Raw genomic sequence first — 25,650 nt, forward strand, 5'->3', positions numbered from 1 at the left:
AAATCACAGCGTGACAAACACACAAAGTCTCAAAGCACTGGCAGACCATGGTGATGGCTGTCAGGCATCGACCTTGCTGTATGGTGACAAGCAAACCCTATAGCGGTAAATAGCCCTTTGTTCATTAACATACACACTTTATAAAGACTACTCAATACAAAAGATTGCTACTTGCGTTCGCAAAGCTACTTGACGCTCATTAATGTTATTATTATCAAATAGTTAAGCAATAAATGACTCACCATTTCATATATTTTCATTTTCCTATTTATTACTAGACAATTTTCTGATTTTATACCAAACAACCCTCACTGATGCGGTTTTGCTAAAGCGTGGCGAAAACGCTGGCTTTTATGGCATGTGAAGCGAGTTGTATTATTTTACCTTGCTTGCCTGCTTGACTGCTTGCCTGAATAGGCACGTCACACCTTGTCGTCTATTCTGAGTTATCTCTTTTTAATTTTGCTGATATCCTTTACGATAGCACTATCTTATTTTGGCGCTGATGCGCATTATGCATACCTATTACCGATACCTATTAAAACTGATAAGTGAACCTTACTTTATGTCCGATGTTATTGACCATACCGCCCCTGCCGCCCCTTCTCATGAGCCGATGGACACCCGCTCGGTAGCGGAGTTCACCGAGCAGGCTTATCTCAACTACGCCATGTACGTCATCATGGATCGGGCGCTACCAAATATCGCCGATGGCCTAAAGCCCGTCCAGCGCCGTATCGTCTATGCTATGAGTGAGCTTGGCCTAAAATCCTCTGCTAAAGCCAAAAAGTCTGCCCGTACCGTTGGTGATGTACTCGGTAAGTACCACCCACATGGCGACAGTGCTTGTTATGAGGCCATGGTACTGATGGCGCAGCCGTTTAGCTATCGCTATCCGCTCATCACCGGTCAAGGCAACTGGGGCAGCCCTGATGATCCCAAATCCTTTGCCGCCATGCGCTATACCGAGGCCAAAATGTCTGCCTATGCCAACACCTTGCTGGCCGAGCTCGGCCAAGGCACGGTCGATTGGCAAGATAACTTTGATGGTACCTTACAAGAGCCTGTCACCCTGCCTGCGCGCTTGCCCAATATCTTGTTAAACGGCACGACAGGGATCGCCGTCGGTATGGCCACCGACATCCCGCCGCACAACCTAAATGAAGTGGTACGCGCCGCCATTCGCTTACTAAAAAATCCTGAGCTATCAGTAAAGCAGCTCACCCAGTCGATACCTGCGCCTGATTTGCCCACGCCAGCTGAAATCATCACCAGCAAAAAAGACTTGCAGGCGATGTACGAAAGCGGCCGCGGCAGCTACAAAATGCGCGCGACCTACCATATCGACCCCAAAGAAAAAAACCTCGTCATCATCGATGCGCTGCCCTATCAAGTCTCAGGCAACAAAGTGCAAGAGCAAATCGCCAAACTCATGCTGGACAAAAAACTGCCATGGGTGACCGACATCCATGACGAGTCTGACCACGAAAACGCCTGCCGTATCGTGCTTGAGCTGCGCTCTACCCGCGTCGATGTCGAGCGCGTGATGAGTCACCTGTTTGCCAGTACTGACCTTGAGAGTAATTATCGCGTCAATATGAATATGATTGGCCTAAACGGTAAACCGCAGGTCAAAAACCTCAAAGAAATTCTTGAAGAGTGGTTGATCTGTCGTCGCTCGGTGGTCACGCGGCGCTTGCAGTATCGCCTCGATAAAATCGATAAACGCTTACATATCTTGGCAGGGTTGCTGATCGCTTATCTACATATCGATGAGGTCATTCGTATCATCCGCGAGGAAGACGAGCCAAAGTCAGCATTGATGGAGGGTTATGATCTGACCGACATCCAAGCCAATGCCATCTTGGACATACGCTTGCGTCAGCTGGCAAGGCTCGAAGAGATTGAGCTGCGCCGCGAGCAAGATGCACTAGACGCTGAGCGCGCCACCATTCAAGAGTACTTGGACAATCCAGACAGCCTGACCAATCTGATGATTGAAGAGCTGAACGCCGATATGAAAGAACACGGCAACGAGCGCATGTCACCACTAGCAGAGCGCGAAGAAGCGCAGGCGCTAAAAGAGTCGGATCTGGTACCAAGCGAGCCTATCACCGCGATACTCTCAAAAGCAGGCTGGATTCGCGCTGCGAAAGGTCATGACGTCGATGCCGCTGGCATGAGCTATCGCTCAGGAGACAGCTATCAAGCGCACGCACGCGGTAAGTCCAACGAGAGAATCTACGTACTCGATAGCACAGGGCGTAGCTATAGTGTCGACGCGCATAGCTTAGCCTCAGCGCGTGGTCAAGGCGATCCGCTGACCAGCATACTCAAGCCGCCAGCAGGTGCCAGCTTTGAGCAGCTAATAACTGGTCGCGACGATCGGCGCATCATCCTCGGCAGCTCTAACGGCTATGGCTTTATCAACACGCTTGGTAACCTCGATAGCAATCAAAAAGCCGGTAAAAAAATCATCAATCTAGCGGCCGATAGTCGTCTGCTTCCTGTCGCTCGTATCGACGCGCCAGCAGAAGTGGCGACCCATGCTGATGGTGAAAACAGCAACGAAAACGTGGCACCTGACCATGTCGCTGTGGTGACCAATGCAGGGTATTTATTGGTATTTGCCCTTGATGATTTGCCCGAGCAAGCACGTGGTAAAGGTAATAGGCTGATTAAACTAAAAGACGGTGAAGAAGTGCTTGCTATCACGCCGCTAAGCTTGCAAGACAGCCTAGTCATCACCGCAGGCAAACGTCATGTGACGCTAAAGCCCAATGATTTGGCCAACTATACAGGCACTCGTGGTAATCGCGGTGGTCAGTTACCAAGGGGCTTTCAGAATGTGAGTTCGGTTGAGGTTGGGTGATTTGACATCTTCCGCGTTTAAAAAAGCTGGGCTAAAAGCCCAGCCTACAAAGAATTTCATTCTAAACCAATGTATCAAAACCCAACTACGACCACTATCAAAAAAATCATAAGCTCACCGCTAGCCCCGACTGTAGCGGTATCCTGCTGAGCTGGGCGAGTTGTGAGGGCTAGGTTTTGGGGTGGCTCGCAGAGCAGGAGACACCCCAAACCATAGCCCTCGCCTCGCGCGGGTAAGCAGATACAAGCGTAAGGCGGGAAAAGCTATTAATAATGTTTTATATATTCCAAACCCTACCCCTGCCGTAACCCCAAAATAGGAATGACCAAATCTTCTTCATCCGTCAGATGTTGCTGGAGTAAGTCCGTCACTGCCTCTAGCGTTTTGTGCGACACGTCAGCCAGCGCTTTATCCTCAACCTCAGTTCTCGCCAGCGTATCGTTTTGCAGCTGCAGCTGATCGAGTAGCGCATCCAAGCGCACATGGTCGCGCCCCAATATCTCAAACCCTGCCTGTAGCTGCGGATACATCCGAATAAATTCAGGGAAAAACCCCTCGTCCTCAACGCCGTGATGCTGATGCAGCTTGAGGATATGCATACTGACACGCTTGAGCATCTGCGAGCGATACTCGCTCCAGTCAAACTCCCCTGATTGATAGGCCGTACTTATCTGTGTCAAGATACGCTGGCGTTTTCGTATGTTAGTATGTACCTTTAGCCAGCCCGATGTCTTATAAGCGTAGTCCGCGCCAAACCATTGATCAGGCGGCAGCTTGTTATACAGAAATAACCAATCCGCCTCTAAGCGGCTATCAGGATGCCTTGGAGCCAGACTAAATAGATCATCGTCTAAAGCCTGCTGACTTGTCTTATTGTCGCTTGTGATAGAAAGAGTCATCAAGGTATCCTTAGGTAGCAGATTTGGCTGGTGACTGGCGCTGATCATGCTCTCTCAAACGTATCACCAAGCACTTATATATTTGCTATTTTATTAAAAATAACTGCACTTACAATAGATAATATTTAGACTTTATATAGGCCGTGCCCCACTCTGACCCATTAACTCAAAAGACTTACACGGTTGTTTTTTAAACATAAAGGATGCTCATGTTTATAGTAGATAAGGCTGCGACAGCCAGTATGCCTCACAAGCTGCCCATGCCAAAAGTGATATTTTTTGACATCGACGATACGCTAAGCCGCAACGGTATTATTGCAGCACACAACAAGGCTACCCTTGAGGCGCTTGCCCAAACCGACATTAAACTGGTGATTTCTACAGGGCGCTCTAAAGCGATATTGCCGGCTGATATTTTGGCGTTGCTCGAGGCAGAGGTTTTAGACGCCATTATCTGTATGAACGGACAGTACAGCTTTGATAATCAAGGCTTAATCAGTCACTATCCGTTGTCTGCTGAGCAGGCGGACAAAATCGTGCAGTTATGCAAAACAAGCGAGCTCATTCATAAGTTTGACTCAGCGACTCATATCGCTTGGTCGGCGGAAAATGAGCGTCTGCGCGAATTCAATGCCAAAACCCCCAACTCCATCGTTGATCCCCTCTACTATCTATCAAACCCTGTTTATCAGTGCTCGGTGTTTTTTAATAATCAATTCGATAAAATGCAGGATATCGATTTTGCGCGGGACGATTTAAAGCTGGTGCATTGGCATCAAATTGGTGCGGATATTTTGCCAGCAAACGCCTCAAAAGCCCGTGGCATCCTAGACGTTTGTGACTATTACGGCGTAAATGCCAATGAATGTATGGCGTTCGGCGATGGTATGAATGATTTAGAGATGTTCGATTTGGTCGGCTATGCGGTCGCGATGGGCGATGCCCAGCCTGCGCTGATCGAGCGCGCAGATTTTGTCACAGGTACCATTGAAGAATATGGTATTCAAAAGGTGCTTGAGCAATTTAAGGTGGCGTCATAAATAGAATAACCTTAAGCAAAGCCTTTCAAAACTCTTTTCTTTATCGCCCAAAAAAACCCTTGCCAATCGCTGACAAGGGTTTTTATTTTGCGAATAACAACTACTGAGCAGGATAATAGGTCTCTGCGCCAGGGCCGACTGGCAGACCCAGCACAAACACCCAGACAGAAAACAATATCGTCCAACCAATCAAAAAAGCCATGGAGTACGGCAGCATCATCGCCATCAAGGTTCCCACTCCAGTGTCTTTTTTGTAGCGCATTGCTACTGCCAAGATAAGACCAAAATAGCTCATCATCGGCGTGATGATATTGGTGGTCGAGTCGCCAATACGGTAAGCCGCCTGAATCATCTCTGGCGCATAACCTGTGAGCATGAGCATCGGCACAAAGATCGGCGCAGTCACCGCCCACTGGGCAGACGCCGAACCGAGCATCAGATTGACCAGACCACAAATGATGATAAAGCCTACCAACAATAAAGGCCCTGTCAAACCAACATCACTTAAGAAGGTAGCGCCAGACACCGCCATCACCGAACCAAGATTTGACCACTTAAAAAACGCGGTAAACTGCGCGGCAAAAAACACCAGCACAATATAAATACTCAAGGAGCTCATGGCGTTGCTCATGGCATCGACCACGTCTTGATTGCTCTTGATGCTACCGGTAATCTTACCGTAGATATAGCCTGGTAGGGCAAAGAATACAAAGATAAAGACCACGATGCCTTTCAAAAATGGTGAGCCTGACACCAGACCCGTCTCCGCATTACGCAAGATGCCATCTGCAGGCACTACTGTCCACGCCAGCAATAAGCAAAATATGAGCATACTGATACCTGCCCATAGTAGCCCCTTTTTCTCAATTGACGATACTTTTTCGATTTGCGTCTCTAGTACAGAGGCATCGTCAGCATCTTTAGGGTTGTATTCTCCTAAGCTTGGCTCAACGATTTTTTCGGTGACAAAATAACCCAGGCCACTGATCAAAAAGGTACTGGCGATCATAAAGTACCAGTTGGCCTCTGCACCGACGGTGTAGGTAGGATCGATGATACGCGCCGCTTCTTGGGTAATCCCTGATAATAAAGGATCTACCGTACCAAGCAATAAGTTAGCACTATAGCCGCCTGACACCCCAGCAAACGCCGCGGCCAGACCGGCTAGCGGATGCCTACCAAGTGAGTGAAAGATAACTGCCGCCAGTGGTATCAATACCACATAACCAAGCTCGGCGGCGGTGTTTGACATGATGCCAGCGAACACAATGGTAAAGGTCACCATTTTTTTGGGCGCATTCATGACCAGACCACGCAGGGCAGCTGATATCATACCAGAGTGCTCAGCAATACCGACACCGAGTAAGGCCACCAGCACCGTACCAAGCGGCACAAAGCCGGTAAAGTTGGTGACTAAATTTTCAACAATGCGTGCTAAACCCTCGCCGTTCAATAGATTAACGACCTCGATCATGCCATCGGCACTACGTCCGCTGGTGCCCTCAGGGCGCGGATCTATCACCGACACCCCAAAATAAGACATCACAGCTGAGAGTACCAACAGCAGCACAGACATCCAAACAAACAAAATGACCGGATGCGGCAGTAGATTACCGAGCCACTCAACCCCTTGCAAAAATCGCTGCATACGAGAACTTTTCGCTGCGGTATCAAAGTTGTTGTTTGGTGGACTGCCATTTGGTGAATTACTTCCTTGCATAGCCGCTGCTCCATTTAGAACTTAAATAAATTGATAGGTTTCAAACATATGAAAAGATTGATAAAAGATAGCGATTGAAACATAGTTGGGAAACGGAAACAAATACTTTTTGCTCATAAAACCAAATGTTTGCAATTTTGGACAATCTATAAATGACAAGGAGCCTATATACAGTGCGTTCAATATAAAAACGCTACAGTGGGGCTGGGATAAATTTTACGCAGTCTTTGTCGGCGCAGGCACAGCACGCAAGGATAATTTATACCAGTAGCGCTATAACATTTTTAAATTAAATCTACTATATTCACCAGTACAGTCATCAATACAAGTAAACCAAAAACAAAAAAGCGAGAGATTAGAATATCTCTAATCTCTCGCTTTTGCAGCGGTGCAACAGTACTGCTATTAACGCGTGCGCGCTAGCAGACCATAAATCCAGCCACCTATTTTATAAAGCCCAATCACCAGTAAAATCAGCACCAGCGCCGCCAGCACATAAGCCAACCAATTCGGCACGCTGCTCAGCCAACCAATGGTAAAGGCCATCCCCATGTAGGTTTCTACCGGCCAATTGACGATAGGCGTCGGTGAGCCTGAGTTAAACATCGCCATAAAAACGATGATACCAATGATGGTAGCAATCACACCGGCACAGTTACGGTTATTCATGCTTTCTCCTAATCTTACACATATATTTGGTTTTTTAATGACTTGCTCAGTAACATACCCTGAAACGACAGCATCACCTTAGCTGTTTTGTTGTACTTTTTATGGTGACGGTAGGCGCGGTAAAAATCTCTTTGCGCCGACCCTTTAAATCAGTAACACTAATGGTCATAATAGTATCAATCACCGTATGCAGCGTTTAGTGCTTTGTATACGCCCGTTTTTATGCCGTTTTATTGATTTGACTTTATTATTTAGGAGAGATATTTTGACACACGTATCATCATCCCAAGCGCCTGCCCGCTCTGTGGCCGGAATCGGTCGCTTATTGCCTACGGCCGTGACAAAGACTGCGCCAAAAGCCTTGCTTGCTATGGCAGTCGGCTTGGTACTTGCCAGCTGTAGTAGCTCTGACAATGCAGCAGCGGATGGCAGTGCTGGCGCAAGCAATGAGACGCTTAATCTGTATAACTGGTCAGAGTATATGCCTCAAGAGATTCTCGATGGCTTTGAAGAAGAGACCGGTATCGCCGTCAATTACACCACTTTTGACTCCAACGAAGCCATGTACGCCAAGCTCAAGCTACTCGATGACTCTAGCCAATACGACTTGGCGATTCCATCGACGTACTATGTCGAAAAAATGGCCAAAGAAGGATTGTTGCAAGAGCTCGATAAATCAAAATTAAGCAACTTTAACAACCTTGATACATCATTTACCAATACCAAGGTCGATCCAGACAATAAGTACTCGATTCCTTATATGTGGGGCAGTACAGGTCTTGCCATCAATGGTGATAGCGTCGACCCTGCGACCGTCAATAGTTGGAATGATCTGTGGGACCCGAAATACAAAGGTCAAGTGATGCTGACCAATGACGTGCGCGAAGTCTTTGGTATGGCACTACTAACCCTCGGCTACTCAGGCAACAGCAGCAATCCTGAGGAAATAAAAGCCGCTTATGACAAGCTCACCACGTTGATGCCAAATGTCAAAACCTTTAACTCAGATGCCACGCGTATGCCCTATATCGAAGGGGAGACGACGCTTGGTATGACGTGGAATGGCGAAGCGGTCATGGCCAATGATGAAGGCTTGACCAGCTTGGTTTATAAATATCCATCGGAGGGTGCGATACTGTGGATGGATAACTTTGTCATTCCCAAAAATGCCAAGCAAATGGATGCCGCGCATAAGTTTATCGACTACCTGCTTCGCCCCGAAAACGCCAAAATCGTCAGTGAAGAGATTGGCTATGCGTCGCCAAACTTAGCCGCACGTGAGATGATGGACGAATCAGTGCGCAACAATCCGGCGATTTACCCTTCTAAAGAAGTACTGGCAAAAGCAGAGTTCCAAGAAGATGTGGGTGACGAAGCGTTGCAAATGTATCAGCAGTATTGGGATAAGCTAAAAACAGGCCGTTAATAGCCATGACGTAATCGCTTAATCCTAGTAGTCCAAAAATAAAAACGCTGATCTAAGATCAGCGTTTTTTATATTATAAATGCAAATCCGTCTCGCCGCCTTTGTCCTCGATGCGGCGTTGCTCGCGGCGCTGATAGCGTAGACCTGAGGCTGCAAACCACTGCGGTTTAGTCGTTTGTAACAAGTCGCTCAACTGTTGCAACTGGGTTTGCAAGGTTTGGGTCAACCAAAAGTATCCCTGCCACTCAAATGCTAAACGCTGTACGCTTGGATACTCTGAGACGGCAATACGCGTAATGGGACGAAACACTTCATCACTGGGACTACGTAGCACCGCAGCCATATGCTGCATCGCTTGCGTCAACTCATGCTGATAATGAACCAACAAAACATGGTTCTCCTCATCGATTTCAATATTTGCCAAGCGCGGCGCAGCACTTAATAACAAATCAATTGTGCCAATGATATTGCGATGGGTACGTTGAATGGTCTCCAGTGTCTCTTTTTCGATCCCTGACTCACTTGCGGTCGCAGCGATATGTGGACGCACGGCCAGTAGGCGCTTATTGATCTGTTGTAATGTGGTGACCAACGCTCTATCAACAGGTATTTCTTCAACTGAAAAAGCCACTGGATTTGATTTATGGGTCGTGTTGCCCGCCGCTCCGTCCGCTACATCAATATGATGGCCAACGCTTGCATATAAGCTGCTACAAGCATCAAGATTGCTACTCAATAGAAATCGCCACATCAGCGTTGATTTTAGCGGCAAAATGAGTGTGACTGCGACCGCCACGCCTGTCCCTAGCAAGATATTGAGCGCACGGTAAATGCCGTCTTGACCAATACTACTATTGCCTAGATCGGAGACAATCATTAACATCGTAATACCCGTCAGCAGCCCTGTGTAGCCAAGCTTACGAACGGCCAGATAGCCAATAATGCCGCTTAATATACCGATAAGTGCATAATCGATCCATAGCCATGCCCCTACATTTTGATTGAACCACAACACCCCTAATGCTGTGCCAATACCTAGTAGCGTGCCCAGCACACGCTCTTTGGCTTTGGTATAGATAGCGCCTTGATACTGTAACAATCCTAAAATAATAAAAACCGTAATGGTGGTCCACTCACCATGCGGCAGGTTTGTGACTTTATTGACTAATAGCGCCAGTATGACAGCCACTCCCAGACGACAAGCATGTAACACATCTGCACGTTGATAACGAATGTAAGGCTCGATGAATGGAGCAGTAACACGCTGGTAAAAGGTTGATTTCACGCCAGGCTACTCTTTTTAGTGAATAAACGAGTTTTAGTGGATAAATGAGGTAAACGATAAAGCATATAGGGTACGCACAAACATGCTAGCAGTCGAGCTTTTATTTACCAAGCATCACTCAAAAAAAAACGCCTTTTGTCTGATAAAAGACAAAAGGCGTTTACATCACAAACCACTAATAAATCGTGGAATCTAAATCGAGGTAATTATACTTCTAAAAAGTCTAAGATGCCTTCCGCCGCTTCGCGACCCTCCCAAATAGCCGTGACAACTAAGTCCGAGCCGCGCACCATATCGCCGCCAGCAAAGATTTTGGGATTGCTGGTTTGAAATTTAAATGTCTGCTGCTCGAGCGCTAGCACGCGGCCCGAGCTATCCATACTCACTTGCTGACTCTCAAACCAGTCGGCAGGGCTAGGACGAAAACCAAAGGCCATAATCACCGCATCACACTCAATGATCTCTTCTGAATTTGGAATCGGCTCAGGACGACGGCGGCCACGATTGTCTGGCGCGCCCAGTTGTGTGGTAACGACCTTGACGCCATTGACCTTACCATTTAGGCCGATGATTTCGGTCGGCTGACGGTTGAACAAAAACTGCACTCCTTCCTCGCGCGCATTGACCACCTCGCGGCGTGAGCCTGGCATGTTTTCTTCATCACGACGATAGGCACAGACGACTTGCTCAGCGCCTTGGCGAATACTGGTACGGTTGCAGTCCATCGCCGTATCGCCACCGCCCAGTACTACGACTCTTTTGCCTTTAAAGTCGATGTACTCTTCAGCATCTTTTTCCCAATCATTGCAGCGATTGACGTTGGCAATCAGGTAATCTAAAGCGTCATAAACGCCGTCGAGCTCTTCGCCTACAAAGCCGCCGCGCATATAGGTATAAGTGCCCATTCCCATAAACACCGCGTCGTACTCGCTCAACAGCTCATCGATAGTGACGTCTGTACCGATTTCGGTCTCGAGGCGAAACTCAATACCCATGCCTTCAAAAATCACGCGGCGATTGCGCATGACGTCTTTTTCCATCTTAAACTCTGGGATACCAAAGGTCAGTAGGCCGCCAATCTCAGGACGCTTGTCAAAAACCACAGGCTTGACGCCATTTCTTACCAAGATATCAGCGCAGCCAAGACCTGCCGGCCCAGCCCCAATGATGGCAACTTTTTTGTCTGTCCAAACCACATCCGACATATCAGGTCGCCAGCCTAAGGCAAAAGCGGTATCGTTGATATATTTTTCGACATTACCGATGGTCACCGCGCCAAAACCATCGTTTAGCGTACAAGCGCCTTCGCACAAGCGGTCTTGAGGGCAAACGCGGCCGCAAACCTCAGGTAAAGTATTGGTACGATGACACAGCTCTGCTGCCTGAAAGATTTGGCCTTCGGTGGCCAGCTTTAGCCAATTAGGGATGTAATTGTGAACTGGGCATTTCCACTCACAATAAGGGTTGCCGCACTCAAGACAACGATGGGCTTGCTGCGCCACCGCCTCGCTCTCAAACGGCTTATAAATCTCAACAAACTCTGTCGAGCGGGTGGCAATGTCTTTTTTAGCAGGATCAAACCGTGGTACATCTAAAAACTGAAAACTATTTTCTAAGCGTTTTGCCATGATAACTGTCTCTTCTCTAGGTGGCTTTTATCGTGGGTGGGGAGCCGCTGCGACACACTGTCAGTCCATCTGATATATGTCACTGCGGGCACCGACCTGCGAAAAAACCAATGTATTAAAACGTCTCTTATACCCTATACCCGACTACTGTGGATCAGCCATGGTGGTCTTTAGGAGACTGGCAATATTCGCCGCTTTGGGCTTGACCAAGTAAAATTTGCGCACATAGTGCTCAAAGTCAGCCAATATCGTCTGGCCCCAAGCGCTGCCTGTTTTATCTACGTGGTTTTCTATCACTTGCTGCAAATAAATGCGGTGCTCTTCGGTTTGCTCGCTGGAGATACGGTTTAAATCAATCAGCTCGTGATTGCAGCGATCAAAAAAGTCGCCATCCATGTCGAGCACGTAAGCAAAGCCACCGGTCATCCCTGCGCCAAAATTCAGCCCTGTCCGTCCAAGGATGGTCACCACGCCGCCGGTCATATATTCACAGCAGTGATCGCCTGTGCCCTCTATCACCGCGTGCGCCCCTGAGTTACGTACGCCAAAGCGCTCGCCTGCGGTTCCTGCCGCATATAACTTACCGCCTGTCGCACCATAAAGGCAAGTATTACCGATAATGGCGGTCTCTTGGGTACTAAAACTGGCACCCTTTGGCGGATAGATAACGATCTCGCCACCAGCCATACCTTTACCGACATAGTCATTGGCATCGCCTTCTAGCTCGATATTTAGGCCGCCTGCATTCCACACACCCAAGCTCTGCCCTGCTGTGCCCGTTAGATGCAGCTTGATTGGCATATCACTCATACCAAGATTGCCCCAGACTTGAGCGATCTCACCGGAGATACGCGCGCCGATTGAGCGATCGCAGTTGCCAATTGCATAGCTATAATCGCCGCCTGTACCTTGACGAATATTAAGCAGCATATCACTGACCATCTGCTCAGCGAGCAAGCCCTTATCAAATGGCTCATTACGCGCTACCTGACACGTTTGCGCGTTGCCAACGCTGGCTGGATGACTAAACAAGAGTGGCATTAAATCGAGGTGACGCTGCTTTGCCGTATTGCCTTCTAACACCTCGAGCAAGTCAGTACGTCCGACCAGCTCTTCCATACTACGTACGCCAAGGGCGGCAAGCCATTCACGTGTTTCCGTCGCCACAAACTTAAAGAAGTTAATGAGCATCTCCGCTTCACCGATGAAGTGCTCGTCACGCAACTTGGCTTTTTGGGTAGCAACGCCTGTCGGGCAGTTGTTTAGATGGCAGATACGCAAGTATTTACAGCCCACCGCAATCATCGGCGTGGTACCAAAACCAAAGCTTTCTGCACCAAGGATAGCGGCTTTTACCACATCAAGGCCTGTCTTGAGTCCGCCGTCCGTTTGTACCCGCACTTTATCGCGCAGGCCATTGACCCGTAGCGACTGATGCGTCTCTGCCAAGCCCAGCTCCCACGGCGAGCCTGCATGATGGATAGAAGACAGTGGTGACGCTGCCGTACCGCCATCATAGCCTGAGATGGTGATTAAGTCAGCATAGGCCTTGGCCACGCCTGTCGCGATGGTGCCAACGCCTGGACGTGAGACCAGCTTCACCGAGACCAAGGCATCGGGATTGACTTGTTTTAAGTCAAAAATCAGCTGCGCCAAGTCTTCGATAGAATAAATATCATGATGCGGCGGCGGTGAGATGAGTGTCACCCCTGGTACAGAGTAACGCAGGCGCGCGATCAGCGCATTGACCTTACCACCTGGCAGCTGTCCACCCTCCCCTGGTTTTGCACCCTGAGCGACCTTGATCTGCATGACTTCTGCTGAGCGCAAGTACGCAGGCGTGACACCAAAACGACCAGAAGCCACTTGTTTGATTTTTGAATTGCGCAGCGTGCCATAGCGTACCGGATCTTCGCCGCCCTCTCCTGAGTTTGAGCGGCCACCGATGGTATTCATCGCCATGGCGATCGCTTCATGTGCTTCTGGTGATAGAGCGCCAAGCGACATGCCCGCCGAATCAAAGCGTGTCAAGATAGCCGAGATGTCTTCGACCTCATTCACGTCAATTGAGTTATCTGTCTTTAGTTGCAACAAATCCCGCAAGGTTGCTACAGGGCGACTATTAACCAAGTCGGCATAATGACGATAATTGTCATAATCGCCTGTCCGTACAGCGGTGTGCAGGCTGTTAATCACATCAGGATTAAAGGCGTGATACTCTTTGTTAAAGACAAACTTGAGCAAACCACCTTGATCAAGGGGCGCACGGCGCTTAAAGGCGTTGGCCGCGAGTATGGCCTGATCTGCTGCCAAATCGGCAAAGGTGGCGCCTTTGATACGGCTTTGCACACCTTTAAAGCATAGGTTTACCACTTCTTCTGAGAGACCAACCGCTTCAAATAATTGTGCACCGCGATAAGAGACGATGGTTGAGATACCCATTTTTGATAAGATTTTTAGCAAACCTTTATCCAAGCCTTTACGGAAATTGACCCGCGCCTGAATCGGATCGCCAAGCAGCTCACCACTTGCCACCAAGTCATCGATGACATCATAAGCCAAATATGGATAGACGCAGGTGGCGCCAAAGCCAATTAATACCGCCACCTGATGCGAGTCACGCGCCAGCCCCGTCTCGATGATGAGATTGGCATCGGTGCGGATACCTTGGGCGATCAGATAATGATGCACTGCCCCTGTCACCATGATGGCATTGGCTGGGACTTTGTCGGCGACGATGTTTTTGTCAGACAATACAATCAGCGTATGGCCGGCGCGAATACTGCTTGCCACTTGCTCACAGATAGCAGTGATGGCTTCTGACAGCTCAAGGGTACGATCATAATTTAAATCAATACGCGCCATCTGAAACGCTGGGTCGTCTAAACGCTCAAGCTGCTGCATTTTGCTGGCTGACAATACCGGTGAGGATAAAATAATACGGTGTGCATCTTTTGCTGATGGCGCAAACACATTGGTTTCAGCGCCGAGACACGTCTGTAGTGACATCACGATTGACTCACGTAATGGGTCAATCGGTGGGTTGGTCACCTGCGCGAACTGCTGACGAAAAAAATCGCCGACATGACGAATTTGCTGCGACAGCACTGCCATTGGTGTATCATCGCCCATCGAGCCCACTGGCTCTTGACCATTTTCGGCATTAGGACGGATGATTTCGGTGCGCTCTTCATTGGTGATGTGATACATCTTTTGTAGGGCCTTGAGTGGCTCGCCGCGGCAGGCCTGCGCCGCCAGCTGCTCTTCTAGGCGCTCATCATCACGGATACGGGTCGCTTCTTCGCGCAGCCATTTGCGATACGGGTGCGCTTTTTTTAGTAAGGTCGCTATGGCTTTGGTATCTAAAATCTGGCCAGTCATGGTATCGATGACCAGCATTTGACCGGGACCGACGCGGCCTTTTGCCAGTACATCTTTTGGTGCATAATCCCAAACACCCACCTCAGAGGCGACCGTAATGTAGCCATTCTTCGTCGTCACCCAGCGCGATGGGCGCAAGCCATTGCGATCAAGCATGCACACCGCATAGCGCCCGTCTTGAATCACCAGACCCGCTGGCCCATCCCATGCCTCCATATGCTGCGAATAAAACTCATAAAACGCGCGCAAATCCATGTCCATGCTATCGACATTTTGCCAAGCAGGTGGCACGAGTATCGACATGGCATGAAACAGACTCATGCCGCCAGACATCAGCACCTCAAGCATATTATCCAAACTCGAAGAATCCGAGCCTGTACGATTGACCAGTGGCGTCAGCTCATTTAGGTTGGGCAGTTTGTCCGATTTGAGTTTTGGGGTGCGTGCCTCCGACCAGTTACGGTTGCCCGTGATGGTATTTAGCTCACCATTGTGCGCCAGATAGCGAAACGGCTGCGCAAGCGGCCAGCGCGGTAAGGTATTGGTAGAAAAACGCTGGTGGAATACCACAATATGTGAGGCCAGGCGCTCATCTTGCAAATCCAAAAAGAACGCTGGCAAATCAGACGGCATCACCAACCCTTTATAGATAATCGTCTGAGCGCTCAACGAGCACACATAAAACAACTCATCGTCTGCCAAACGTTGCTCGGCTTTTTTGCGAGCGACAAACAGCTTACGATTAAAATCATCTGCTGATAAATCATCAGGCGCATTGACAAACACTTGCTTAAAATCAGGCAATGTCTCACGGCCTATGTCACCGACAATCGTCAAATCAAGTGGCACATTACGCCAGCCCGCCACATCCAAACCTTGTGCAGTAATCTCTTCAGAGAGTATTTGCTGGCTGTGTTTTGCTTTAGCAGCGTCGAGATTGACAAAGACCATGCCCACCGCAAAGTTATCAGTAATATCAAACTGCAGCTCGGCGGCAATTTTTTGAAAAAACTTGGTCGGCGTTGCCAACAATAGACCACAGCCGTCACCCGTCTTACCATCAGCAGCAACACCGCCACGGTGCGTCATACAGCTTAAGCTATGAATGGCTGTTTTTACCAAATCATGGCTGGCCTCACCCTCAATGTGAGCGATCAAACCAAAACCACAGTTATCAGAGAAGTCATCTGGCGTGGCCAAATGCGTATGGGAGGAAATCATTGACATGGCTAGTCCTTTTAAGTGAACGGGTCGCTTATCATCCAATGCGGAGCATAAACGGCTATCCGTAGGCAGAACGGGCTAATAATTAATATTCGTATATCCGAATTAATAATTGATGTGACGTTCTTATTCATCATACTCTGAGAATCAGGTTAGCACCTTGACCCTCCTAGTCATTAATGATGTCTGAACAGATAATTAATGTATGAATAGACAGTAAGTAATAGATCTTGGCAATCAGATAAAAATCGTTTTATCTGCCAATTACTCAGTTCTCAATCACATGCTATTGTTAACTGGAGTATCGCTTGTCACCGTGTATTACCGAACGCTATGATTATACTGGCTAGGTAGTGTAACGGTGCGATGATTTATATTGAATATTTGACGCTCTGTATTTAAGCGCTTTATTCACTCTAAAAAGAGCGACCGTAAGGGAGGCTGCGCCATTTATTAGCGTATAAATGCAAATAAAAATGGCGGCGCTTGGGACAACAAACAGTAGCAAAGCGTCTTATAAATTTGATGCAAGCACTCACCGAATGCTCAATAAATAGTTATTTACGATAACTATACAGAACGTCGCCCACCGTTATCTTAGTTAATGATTGGCAAAAAATCTAGTCTTTTCTATCGATTCATCACCCATATTTTGTAAGAGAACGTATTACTAATGGTTATACAACGACGAAAAACAGCAGATAAAAACGCATATAAAGGCAGGTTTCAGCCATCATTTAAGCCATGGTTCATGCAACTAAGATAGCAGAACATCAAAGCAAAAGCGGTAACTGGAGAAAATAACAACTGGCACTTGACACATAAAATACCTGCCAAAAAAAACCCACCAGCATCTTTGCTAATGGGCTTTATCACTATCGCTACGGCTATGACTCTGATCAAATCAACAGACGCAACTTAATTGCTTTTTTCTTCAATCAGCTCTTTAATACTGTCGCCGTTATTTTTGGCAGCGTTATCGTTTTTAGCGACACCTTGGTTGGTGCTTTTATTGTCCGTGCCGGTATTACTATTTTTATTGGGGTTACTATTTTTATTGCTGGCGTTATTGGCACCGCTATTTGCCGCATTGTTTGCGCCCGCATTTGCCCCACTGCTACTCCTTGGCGGCTTCGGCGTTGGCACGACTGGTGGCTTCTTATTGCTACTATCACCGCCTGCCGCTACCGGTTTTTGATTGTCCGCAGGTTTGTTGCTCGACTCTTCGTTGCCTGCGGTCACAGACGACTGCTCTTCACCGCCTATGATACGCTCCTCAGTGACAGATAAGGTCTCAGAGGTGTCGATAGACTGGCGAATACTGGTCTCACTGCTACTCGGTGCGCGCCGTGTTTCATCGACGTCGTTGCTTTCATCGGCAGGTTGGCGCACTGGTACTTCGCGCTTGGTCGGGCGCAAATCAACCGCGCGCACTCGCCTATTGCTCAAATCTTTTATGGGATCGGGGCGCTCATAATTATCGATGATACCGATATAGCGATTGATTTCTTCTGGCAACACGCGGACATCAGCCGGTAGTTTAAAGTCCACCAGTTTTGAGGCGCCAACCGCTTCTTGCGGACTGCTCATCAGCCCATAAGTTAGCATATAACGCGCTTGGTTTTCGTCATCTAAATAGCGAAAATACGCAAACTTTTTGCGATCATCACGGCTTTCTAGATAGCTGACGATGACGTCGTTTTCGGCGACATTCATCACCTGTACTGTCCATTTGCCCTTGTTTGCTAGCAAATAGCGCTTGTCTTTGAACTCATCAGGATAGCTGCGCAAATCGCGAATGGTCGCATCAAAGCTGAGCGGCTGCACATCCGTATCCAGCTCATGCAAGGATTCTATGGTGAGCGGCTGCTCAAGCTCAGCACTAAGCGGCTGCGGCGTGGTTATCGGTGCGTTTTCGATTTTGGCACCCATCGCTGGGGTCTGACTAAACATCCAAACCAAAGCGGTAACCACGCCAAGTAGCAACGTCGCTACCAGCCAAATCAATGCTTGGCGGCGATATGCTTGGCTTGCGCTACGCGTCGTCGATCTTGGTGCTGCCATGAGAGTATCCTTGATGAAAATAGGGTTAAGAACGCAACATAAAGACTCGTTGAAATAAATGCCAGCGGTCACGTTAGGCGCTAAACGCACATTGTCTTCACCAAACGCTTATGATTGTAAAATCAGTATCTTACGTACTGTGTGCGGCCAGCACGTCGGTTAATAGCGTGGCATCAAAGTCATTGGTCAATACCGCCTCACCCAGTGATTTTAACAAAATCAGGCGGATTTGTCCGTGTTTCACTTTTTTATCATGGCCCATCAGATCAAGCGCAGTGTCCACCGCGATCGCAGGCGGATAGATGGGCAGGTTTGCCAAGGTCAACACATGCTTAATACGCGCCACCTCTTCATTACTTAGCCAGCCCATTTTTTGTGAAAGCTCGGCGGCCTGTACCATACCTGCCGCCACAGCCTCGCCGTGTAGCCAGTTGCCGTAGCCTTGATGCGTCTCGATCACATGACCAAAAGTATGGCCAAAGTTAAGCAAGGCACGCACACCTGACTCGCGCTCGTCTTGGGCCACGATATCGGCTTTATATTGACAGCAGCGTTTTACCGCTTCACCAAGCACGGCCAAATCCAGCGCCATCATGGCAGGCAGATTGCTCTCCAGCCACTGCAAAAAACCGACATCCATGATAAGAGCATACTTGATGACCTCTGCCAGCCCTGCTGAGAGCTCACGAGCGGGCAAGGTTTTGAGTGTACTCATATCAGCCAATACCATTTGCGGTTGCCAAAAAGCACCAATCATGTTTTTGCCTTGTGCATGATTGATGCCTGTTTTGCCGCCGACACTAGAGTCTACTTGTGACAGCAATGTCGTTGGTATCTGGATAAAATTCACGCCGCGCATAAAACTTGCCGCCGCAAAGCCTGTCATATCGCCAATGACGCCGCCACCTAGGGCGATGAGCGTCACGTCACGGTTGAAATGGGCATCCATCAGTGCATCATAAATCTGATTGATACTGTCTTGGTTTTTATACTGCTCACCATCTGGCAGCACGCAGACTCTCACAGCAAAGTGCGCGGCCAGCGCTTGTTCAAATGCAGATAGGTATAAAGGCGCAACCGTCTCATTGGTGACGATTAAAACCTGACGGCCCGTGATATAAGGCGCCACTTGCTGCGCCATACTGCCATTTTTGCCCGCGTCTTCAGTGATAATAATGGGATAATCATGGCTTTGTGTCTGAACGGTTAAACCCTCAAAAAACTGTGGCGTGGCCATGAAGTACTCCTTAAATAGTGGTCATAAGCGATGAGCAGCTGACTGTCCGTCATCCATACAGTATCTATACAGTTAGCTTCGGTTATTGGGGGCGGTAATGGCAGACATATCAAACGATGCCAGCTGCTGCAAAAGTTGATTGACCATATAACGCGGATAAGTATGGCCAGTTGGCATGATGATATGCGCCACTTGACGATATAGCGGATCACGGATGCTGTAGAGATCCTGCAATATCTGCTTGGGGTTGGGCTGCTGTAGCAATGGTCGCGACTTGTCTTTTGCCGTACGCGCCATTTGCACATCAACGGGGGCATTGAGATAGACGACGATGCCACGCTGGTGCAAAAATGCGCGATTTTCGGCAGACATGACCGCACCGCCACCAGTTGCCAATACAATTTGCGGTTTTTGGGTCAACTCATCGATGGCGCGTGTCTCACGCTCGCGAAAGCCTGCTTCACCTTCTTTGGCAAAGATCCACGCAATATCGGCACCTGTTTGCGACTCGATATACCAGTCACTATCCAAAAACTCACGTCCTAGCTGCTTAGCCAGCAGTTTACCGATTGTCGTTTTCCCTGCTCCCATCGGCCCCACTAAAAACACCGACGGCAATTCCTCCACCATAGTACTTACTCAGCTAAATTAGCTATGATACAACGTCATTGATATTCTGGCTAGTAACGAGCCGCGATAATTGTCCGCAAAACCTCATCCATCTTTCGGCTGACTCATAAAAAAAGCAAGCACTCAGGCTCGCTTTTTTAAAGTAGGTCAACCTGTGATTAATTCAAGCGGCTGGTACCATCATTGATGAGTTTTGGTGTGACAAAGATTAATAGCTCTTCTTTGGCATTACTACGTACATCTTTGCGGAAGGCGCGGCCAATATACGGCAAATCCCCTAAGAAAGGCACTTTATCCACGCCGTTACTGGTACGGTTTTTGAACACGCCACCTAAGACCACGGTCTGGCCATCTTCGATGATAACGTTGGTTGAGATTGAGTCTTCAGCGATGGCGACCTGATTGTTGATGATGGTCGGTGTGCCATTGGTGATGAGGAGTTGTAGGCCAATTTTACCATCAGGGGTGATGTTTGGCGTGGCCTCCAAGCTCAGCGCCGCTTCTTTAAAGCTGGTGGTGGTCGCGCCACTGGCTGAGGCCTCTTGATACGGAATCTGAGTCCCAGATGACACCTTTGCGGTTTGTTTATCCGCGGTCAAAATCTTCGGCGTCGAGATGACTTCACCGCGATTGTCCGCTTGCAGCGCTGATAGCTCAAGGTCGAGCATCACATCTGACATACTGAGCAAACCAAAGGCAATACTACCCGCTGGGTTGGCCACACCCAAATCGACGTTTAGGTTATCAGGCCGCGTGATGTCATAAGAGGGATACGAGACCGTCTGGCCGTTAACGGTGGTGGTTTCTACATCAAATTCTTTTAAATCCCACAATGTCTGGTTACTGCCACCCACCAATAAGTTACGGTTATTGGCCGCACCATTTGACAAAATACCCCAACGAACACCGATCTCTTTACTAAAGCTGTCGGTCGCACTGACAATACGCGCCTCGATCATCACCTGACGCACCGGAATATCGATTTTGCTGATCAGTTTATGAATGTTTTCAATGCTGTCTGCCACATCTTTGACAATCAAGGTATTGGTACGCTCATCCACAGTGACGGTGCCGCGATTTGACAACAAAGAGTTATTGTCGTCGACACGGTTTGAGCTACCACCAGAAGAGCCGCTGCCTTGAGAAATCAATGTCAGAACATCTTGCGCTTTAGCATAGCTTAAGCGGATGTACTCTGTACGTAACGGTGCAAAAGATTCAACCGCTTGCTGCGCTTCAAGCTCACGTGCTTCTTGCTCTGCAAGCTCTGTCGCCGGCGCGACCAAAATCACATTGCCGTTTTCACGTTTGCCCAGATTTTTACTCTTTAAAATAATATCAAGCGCTTGATCCCAAGGCACGTTGATCAGGCGCAACGTGATGTTACCTGCAACCGAATCACTTGCCACAATATTCATCTCGGTAAACTGCGCCAAAATATCTAAGACGCTGCGGATCTCGACATCTTGGAATTCCATAGACAGTGGCTCACCGCTATAGACCCTTTCTTCGAGCGTCGGCTCACGCAGTAGCTCAGGCTTACTGATGCTGATATTTAGCTGATTGCCTGACTGGTACGCTTGATACTCATAGTCGTCGTTCATATTGATGGTGATAACACCATTTTGACCTTGGTTTTTGGTATCAATACTACTAACCAGACCGCTATTGATATTTAGACGGCGCAGTAAATTTCTAGGCACCGTACTGCCTGTCAAACGGACGACCAGCTTATTGCCTTGACGTTGTACATCCACTGGAATGGCTTCATTGGCCAAAGCGATACTGATATTACCACCACCATCGTTACCTGCAGCAAAATTGACGGCGGTTAGGCCTTCATAGCTATATTGCTTACTCACTTGTGAGGCGGCAAGCTGTGGATCCAATAGCGGATTGACCCGAACCACCATCGTATCTGCGGGCACTTGATTTTTGACCACCGTAGTATTAGTGCTATTGACGGCCGCAACAGGAGCGCTACTGGTTTCTACAATGGGGGTGACAACTGCTGTGGTTGTCATGCCACTACTGTTATTCAGCACATCTTGCACAGGATCATTGGTGATTACTTGATTAACGACGGGCTGATTAACCACGGGGCGGCTAGGGTCAGTGATGGTCAGCAGCAAATCATTACCATCGACCGCTGTGGTATAGTTGCCTGCTTGCTTGAGACCCACAATGAGACGCGTGGTGCTGTCGCTGCTTAGTGTCGTGACATCATTGACCATACCGATGTTGTATTCGTTAAATCGGCTAGCCAGCCCATTTTGCACTTGTTCAAAATCTAGTACCAAACGGCTTGGATCATCTAGCTGATAGGCTGCAGGCAATGCTGGCGCACCGGCAAAGCTCAAGCGCATTTGCGTCACAGCTGGCGCAGTTTGTACCACAGAGACGTTATTGATACGCTGGGCAGCTTGGGCATGGTTACTCACTGCTACCATACTGACTGCCAATGCTGAAACGGCAAAAGCAGAAGATACGCGGTTACTCATCGTCATTACCTTGTTGTTGCGTACTGTCATTATTTATTCCTCAAAAAATCTGCCGACTTAGCTTATAGGAGAGACCAGCGACTGGGGTTTTTCGATAAACCCTGCGCGGCTGTCTGGCACAATTTCAATCAAGTTAATCTGGGTCGGCGTGATTTCAACAATACGGCCGTCATTCAATCCAAGATAATCACCTACTTTCACACTCGCAACTGAGCCATCAGGACGTTGTACCAACGCATATCGCTGACCTTCAGGCGAAATAACGACACCGCGAAAGACCAGCTGTGATAGCTCGTACTGCTCAAGCGGCCCTTTGACTCTGGTAATATCAGGACGTACACCATCGATAGGCGTCGTCGGCCCTTGTACATTGACCAAACTTGGGGGCAAAAACGGACTGCGCTGCGTGCTTGCGCTGTATACAAAATCTTCTACCAGCTCCGCCTTAGGTGGAGGCTCAATCGGCTGCGCTGGCTGGTTGCGTATGTCATTCATCGACTGCTGTGCCATCCCTATGCGATCGCTACAGCCCGTCATCGACAACACAACCATACTTAACGCCAGTAACGTGGGCAGTTTATTTATCATCATTGACTGTCTCCTGCAGCAGCGGCATCACCTTCAGGATTTGCTTCTTTTGAACGATAGGTTTTGGTCTGTAGTACCAGATTTAGCTCTGGCAATACATCCAAGCTCGGCTGCGGGTTACTCACCTCAAAATCATGCATCGTGATGATACGAGGTAAGGCGGCAAGGCCACTGATAAAGCTGCCGAACTGATGATACTCACCCAATGCGGCAATACGTATCGGCTGCTCAATAAAAAACTCGTTTTCAATTTCAGGCTCAACCGAGATATCCTGAAAACGAATATTACTGCCCACACCAGTCATGTTGATGCCCTCTACCAGCTCTGACACCCGTGTGTCTTTTGGTAGTTGATCAAGTAACGAGTTAAACTCAGCTTCCATCTGCACCACTTGCGCTTTATACGCTTCTAAGTGACGGGCGCGTGATTCTTTTTCACGATAACTATCGAGCAAGGTTTGCTGCTGGCTTTCGGCGGCATTGATTTCATCGATTTTGCCACTGATCGGCAGCGCCCATGACAAGGCGGCGATAAAAACAATGATAAGCCCTATCACCGTTACCTTGACGGGCAATGGCCAGCTACCATAGTTTTCAGAGTCTAACGACTCAAAACTGCGACGAAACTCTTGTAAGTCAAACTGCTTTTTTGGCTTTAGGTCTGCTTTTTTGATTTTGATTAGGCTTTTTTTGCGGCTCAGTTTCATAACGCACCTCCAAGCCCATCACCCTCGTCAGGTGTGGCCGTCTCTGACTGCACCTTTGTGGTTACCACAAACTGTACATAGCTGTCTTCTGGATAAACAGGGCGCGTCTGCTCACCTGTATTGATGGTGTTATTGAGCGCAGGCGCTGCCTGATAAGCACTGATGTTTTGTTGAATATTGCTGACAGCAGAGTTACCCATCCATTTACTACTATCGAGATTACGAATCAGATTGGACACCACATTTGGGTTATCTGCCAGGCCGGTCAAGGTGATGACATCCCCTTCGCGCTTGAGATTATTGAGATAAAGTGCCGACGGCATTGCTTTAGCCAAATCGTCCCATAGACGTACAGGAACAGGGCGGCGACCTTGTAAGTCTTGAATCACTTGCATGCGTGAGATAATCTCTTCACGGCGCTGCTCTAAGCTATCGATTTCGCTCAACACGGTGTCTAAGCGCGCGTTTTCTTGTTCAATCAAAGCATTGGCATCGAGCTGCTCTTCAAGCTCATTGTTAAAATAGCTCCACGTAGCAAATGCAGCCAACAACGTTAGTAGTGTCACAGCTACCACAAGCGTGATAAACTCTTTGTTGCGGCGTTCGCGCTCTTCGGCGCGCCAGGGTAAGAGGTTAATACGAGCCATTAGTCAAAGCTCCTTAACGCAAGACCACATGCGGCCATGAGGCTTGGGGCATCGACCGCCAGTTGCTCATTATCGATATGTGGCGCGATGGTCATATTGGTAAATGGATTGGCGATACTGACAGTCACACCCAGTTTTTGTTGCGCCATTCCAGCCAGACCGGGAATCGAGCTACTGCCCCCCGCGAGGACCACGTGATCGATATTGCTGTATTGGCTCGAAGAAAAATAGAACTGCAAAGAGCGAGTGATTTGCTGAATGGTGTTTTCGATAAACGGCGTCAATACCTCAGGATAGTAATCGTCAGGCAAGGTGCGCTCACGCTTACTTAGCGCCGCTTCCTCAGACGATAAGCCATAGCGATTTTGTATTGCCTCTGTCAGCTGAGCACCGCCAAATAGCTGTTCGCGGCTATAGATAAATTCGCCATTTTTGGCGACATATAAGGTGGTTTGATTGTGACCAATATCGACCAAGGCGACTAATTCTGGTAGCCCTGGTAAATTATCTACCATCAAGCCAAAAGCACGCTCAATGGCGTGCGACTCAATATCCATGACCTTGGTTTGCATGCCGCCGAAGGTTAAGGCATCGACGCGTTGGTCGACATTCTCCGAGCGTGAGGCCGCCAGTAGCACCTGTACCATATCGTCACTGACCAAAGAAGGGCCTAAGACTTCAAAGTCCAGATTGACGTCTTCAAGAGGATAAGGCACGTATTGATCGGCATCGAGACGTATCTGCGCTTCGCGCTCGACATCGCTGAGTGCCATGTCCATATCGATGATCTTGGTAATCACTGCTGACCCTGATACGGCTGTCGCTGCATGGGCATTAGCCACTTGACAGCGTCTGGCCAAACTGGTAATCGTATCGCCAACGGCTTCAGTATCCACGATGAGTTTATCGACGACTACGCCTTCCGGTAGTCTTTCAATGCCATAAGATTTTAAGTGGAACATGCCTTGTTGGCGCTGTATGTCAACCAACTTTACTGAGGTGGCACAGATATCCACTCCAATCAAATGTCGACTTTTGGGAGTAAATAGCCTCACAAACTCTATACCTTATATTAAGTGTACAATCTGATAGTTATTTGTAATAATTGAATACAATACTTTACTTAATAGAT

At 48.4% G+C, this 25,650-nt stretch carries 17 protein-coding genes; 3 read left to right on the forward strand and 14 right to left on the reverse strand.

All coding sequences use genetic code 11. The features are described 5' to 3' along the window. The first annotated feature begins 565 nt into the window (after window positions 1–565). On the forward strand, window positions 566–2,872 hold the full coding sequence (gene parC, locus JMX98_RS01580; protein ID WP_201584026.1) for a DNA topoisomerase IV subunit A: 2,307 nt from the start codon (window positions 566–568) through the stop codon (window positions 2,870–2,872). A 293-nt stretch (window positions 2,873–3,165) separates the two neighbouring features. On the opposite strand, the gene JMX98_RS01585 is transcribed toward parC, so the two are convergent. Next, window positions 3,166–3,771 carry a hemerythrin domain-containing protein gene (locus tag JMX98_RS01585; protein ID WP_201584028.1) on the reverse strand — a complete coding sequence of 202 codons (606 nt, stop codon included), beginning with the start codon at window positions 3,769–3,771 and terminating at the stop codon, window positions 3,166–3,168. A 209-nt stretch (window positions 3,772–3,980) separates the two neighbouring features. Between JMX98_RS01585 and JMX98_RS01590 the strand changes: the two genes are divergently transcribed. After that, entirely contained in the window at window positions 3,981–4,811 is an 831-nt protein-coding gene (locus JMX98_RS01590; RefSeq protein WP_227679936.1) for a Cof-type HAD-IIB family hydrolase, read from the forward strand. Between the two features lie 100 nt (window positions 4,812–4,911). Here JMX98_RS01590 and JMX98_RS01595 read toward each other — a convergent pair whose 3' ends face one another. Both JMX98_RS01595 and JMX98_RS01600 read right to left on the reverse strand, forming a co-directional pair. Continuing rightward, complete coding sequence (locus JMX98_RS01595) at window positions 4,912–6,531, reverse strand: AbgT family transporter (RefSeq protein WP_320157757.1); 1,620 nt, start codon at window positions 6,529–6,531, stop codon at window positions 4,912–4,914. A gap of 405 nt (window positions 6,532–6,936) precedes the next feature. Further along, entirely contained in the window at window positions 6,937–7,200 is a 264-nt protein-coding gene (locus tag JMX98_RS01600; protein ID WP_201584030.1) for a hypothetical protein, read from the reverse strand. A 265-nt stretch (window positions 7,201–7,465) separates the two neighbouring features. On the opposite strand from JMX98_RS01600, the gene JMX98_RS01605 reads away from it, so the two are divergent. Next, window positions 7,466–8,626, forward strand: coding sequence for an ABC transporter substrate-binding protein (locus JMX98_RS01605; protein ID WP_227679937.1), 1,161 nt, complete (start codon window positions 7,466–7,468; stop codon window positions 8,624–8,626). A 73-nt stretch (window positions 8,627–8,699) separates the two neighbouring features. On the opposite strand, the gene JMX98_RS01610 is transcribed toward JMX98_RS01605, so the two are convergent. The 11 genes from JMX98_RS01610 to JMX98_RS01660 form a co-directional block, all read right to left on the reverse strand. Beyond that, a complete protein-coding gene (locus tag JMX98_RS01610; protein WP_201584032.1) occupies window positions 8,700–9,911 on the reverse strand; it encodes an FUSC family protein in 1,212 nt (403 codons plus the stop codon). Window positions 9,912–10,117: 206 nt separating this feature from the next. Continuing rightward, window positions 10,118–11,539: an FAD-dependent oxidoreductase gene (locus tag JMX98_RS01615; RefSeq protein WP_201584034.1), complete on the reverse strand. Its 1,422-nt coding sequence runs from the start codon at window positions 11,537–11,539 to the stop codon at window positions 10,118–10,120. A gap of 144 nt (window positions 11,540–11,683) precedes the next feature. Next, window positions 11,684–16,147, reverse strand: coding sequence for a glutamate synthase large subunit (gltB, locus tag JMX98_RS01620; RefSeq protein ID WP_201584036.1), 4,464 nt, complete (start codon window positions 16,145–16,147; stop codon window positions 11,684–11,686). 915 nt (window positions 16,148–17,062) lie between these two features. Beyond that, window positions 17,063–18,208 carry a hypothetical protein gene (locus JMX98_RS01625; RefSeq protein ID WP_227679939.1) on the reverse strand — a complete coding sequence of 382 codons (1,146 nt, stop codon included), beginning with the start codon at window positions 18,206–18,208 and terminating at the stop codon, window positions 17,063–17,065. A 130-nt stretch (window positions 18,209–18,338) separates the two neighbouring features. After that, complete coding sequence (gene aroB / locus JMX98_RS01630; protein WP_201584038.1) at window positions 18,339–19,445, reverse strand: 3-dehydroquinate synthase; 1,107 nt, start codon at window positions 19,443–19,445, stop codon at window positions 18,339–18,341. A gap of 72 nt (window positions 19,446–19,517) precedes the next feature. Continuing rightward, window positions 19,518–20,075, reverse strand: a complete 558-nt coding sequence (gene aroK / locus JMX98_RS01635) for a shikimate kinase AroK (protein WP_192995283.1) — start codon at window positions 20,073–20,075, stop codon at window positions 19,518–19,520. A gap of 158 nt (window positions 20,076–20,233) precedes the next feature. Continuing rightward, the gene (pilQ, locus tag JMX98_RS01640) at window positions 20,234–22,606 is read right to left on the reverse strand and encodes a type IV pilus secretin PilQ family protein (protein WP_201584040.1); all 2,373 of its coding nucleotides are present in this window, start codon (window positions 22,604–22,606) and stop codon (window positions 20,234–20,236) included. 27 nt (window positions 22,607–22,633) lie between these two features. Then, entirely contained in the window at window positions 22,634–23,167 is a 534-nt protein-coding gene (locus JMX98_RS01645) for a pilus assembly protein PilP (protein WP_075100334.1), read from the reverse strand. Next, window positions 23,164–23,871: a type 4a pilus biogenesis protein PilO gene (locus JMX98_RS01650; protein WP_075100333.1), complete on the reverse strand. Its 708-nt coding sequence runs from the start codon at window positions 23,869–23,871 to the stop codon at window positions 23,164–23,166. Before JMX98_RS01650 ends, JMX98_RS01645 begins: the two co-directional genes overlap by 4 nt. Next, a complete protein-coding gene (locus tag JMX98_RS01655; protein ID WP_201584043.1) occupies window positions 23,868–24,518 on the reverse strand; it encodes a PilN domain-containing protein in 651 nt (216 codons plus the stop codon). The genes JMX98_RS01650 and JMX98_RS01655 overlap by 4 nt, the downstream gene beginning before the upstream one ends. After that, window positions 24,518–25,573, reverse strand: coding sequence for a pilus assembly protein PilM (locus JMX98_RS01660; protein ID WP_201584045.1), 1,056 nt, complete (start codon window positions 25,571–25,573; stop codon window positions 24,518–24,520). The genes JMX98_RS01655 and JMX98_RS01660 overlap by 1 nt, the downstream gene beginning before the upstream one ends. Between the last annotated feature and the right edge of the window lie 77 nt (window positions 25,574–25,650).

The sequence above is a fragment of the Psychrobacter sp. HII-4 genome (genome assembly GCF_904846595.1).
In the GTDB taxonomy this organism is placed as follows: domain Bacteria; phylum Pseudomonadota; class Gammaproteobacteria; order Pseudomonadales; family Moraxellaceae; genus Psychrobacter; species Psychrobacter celer.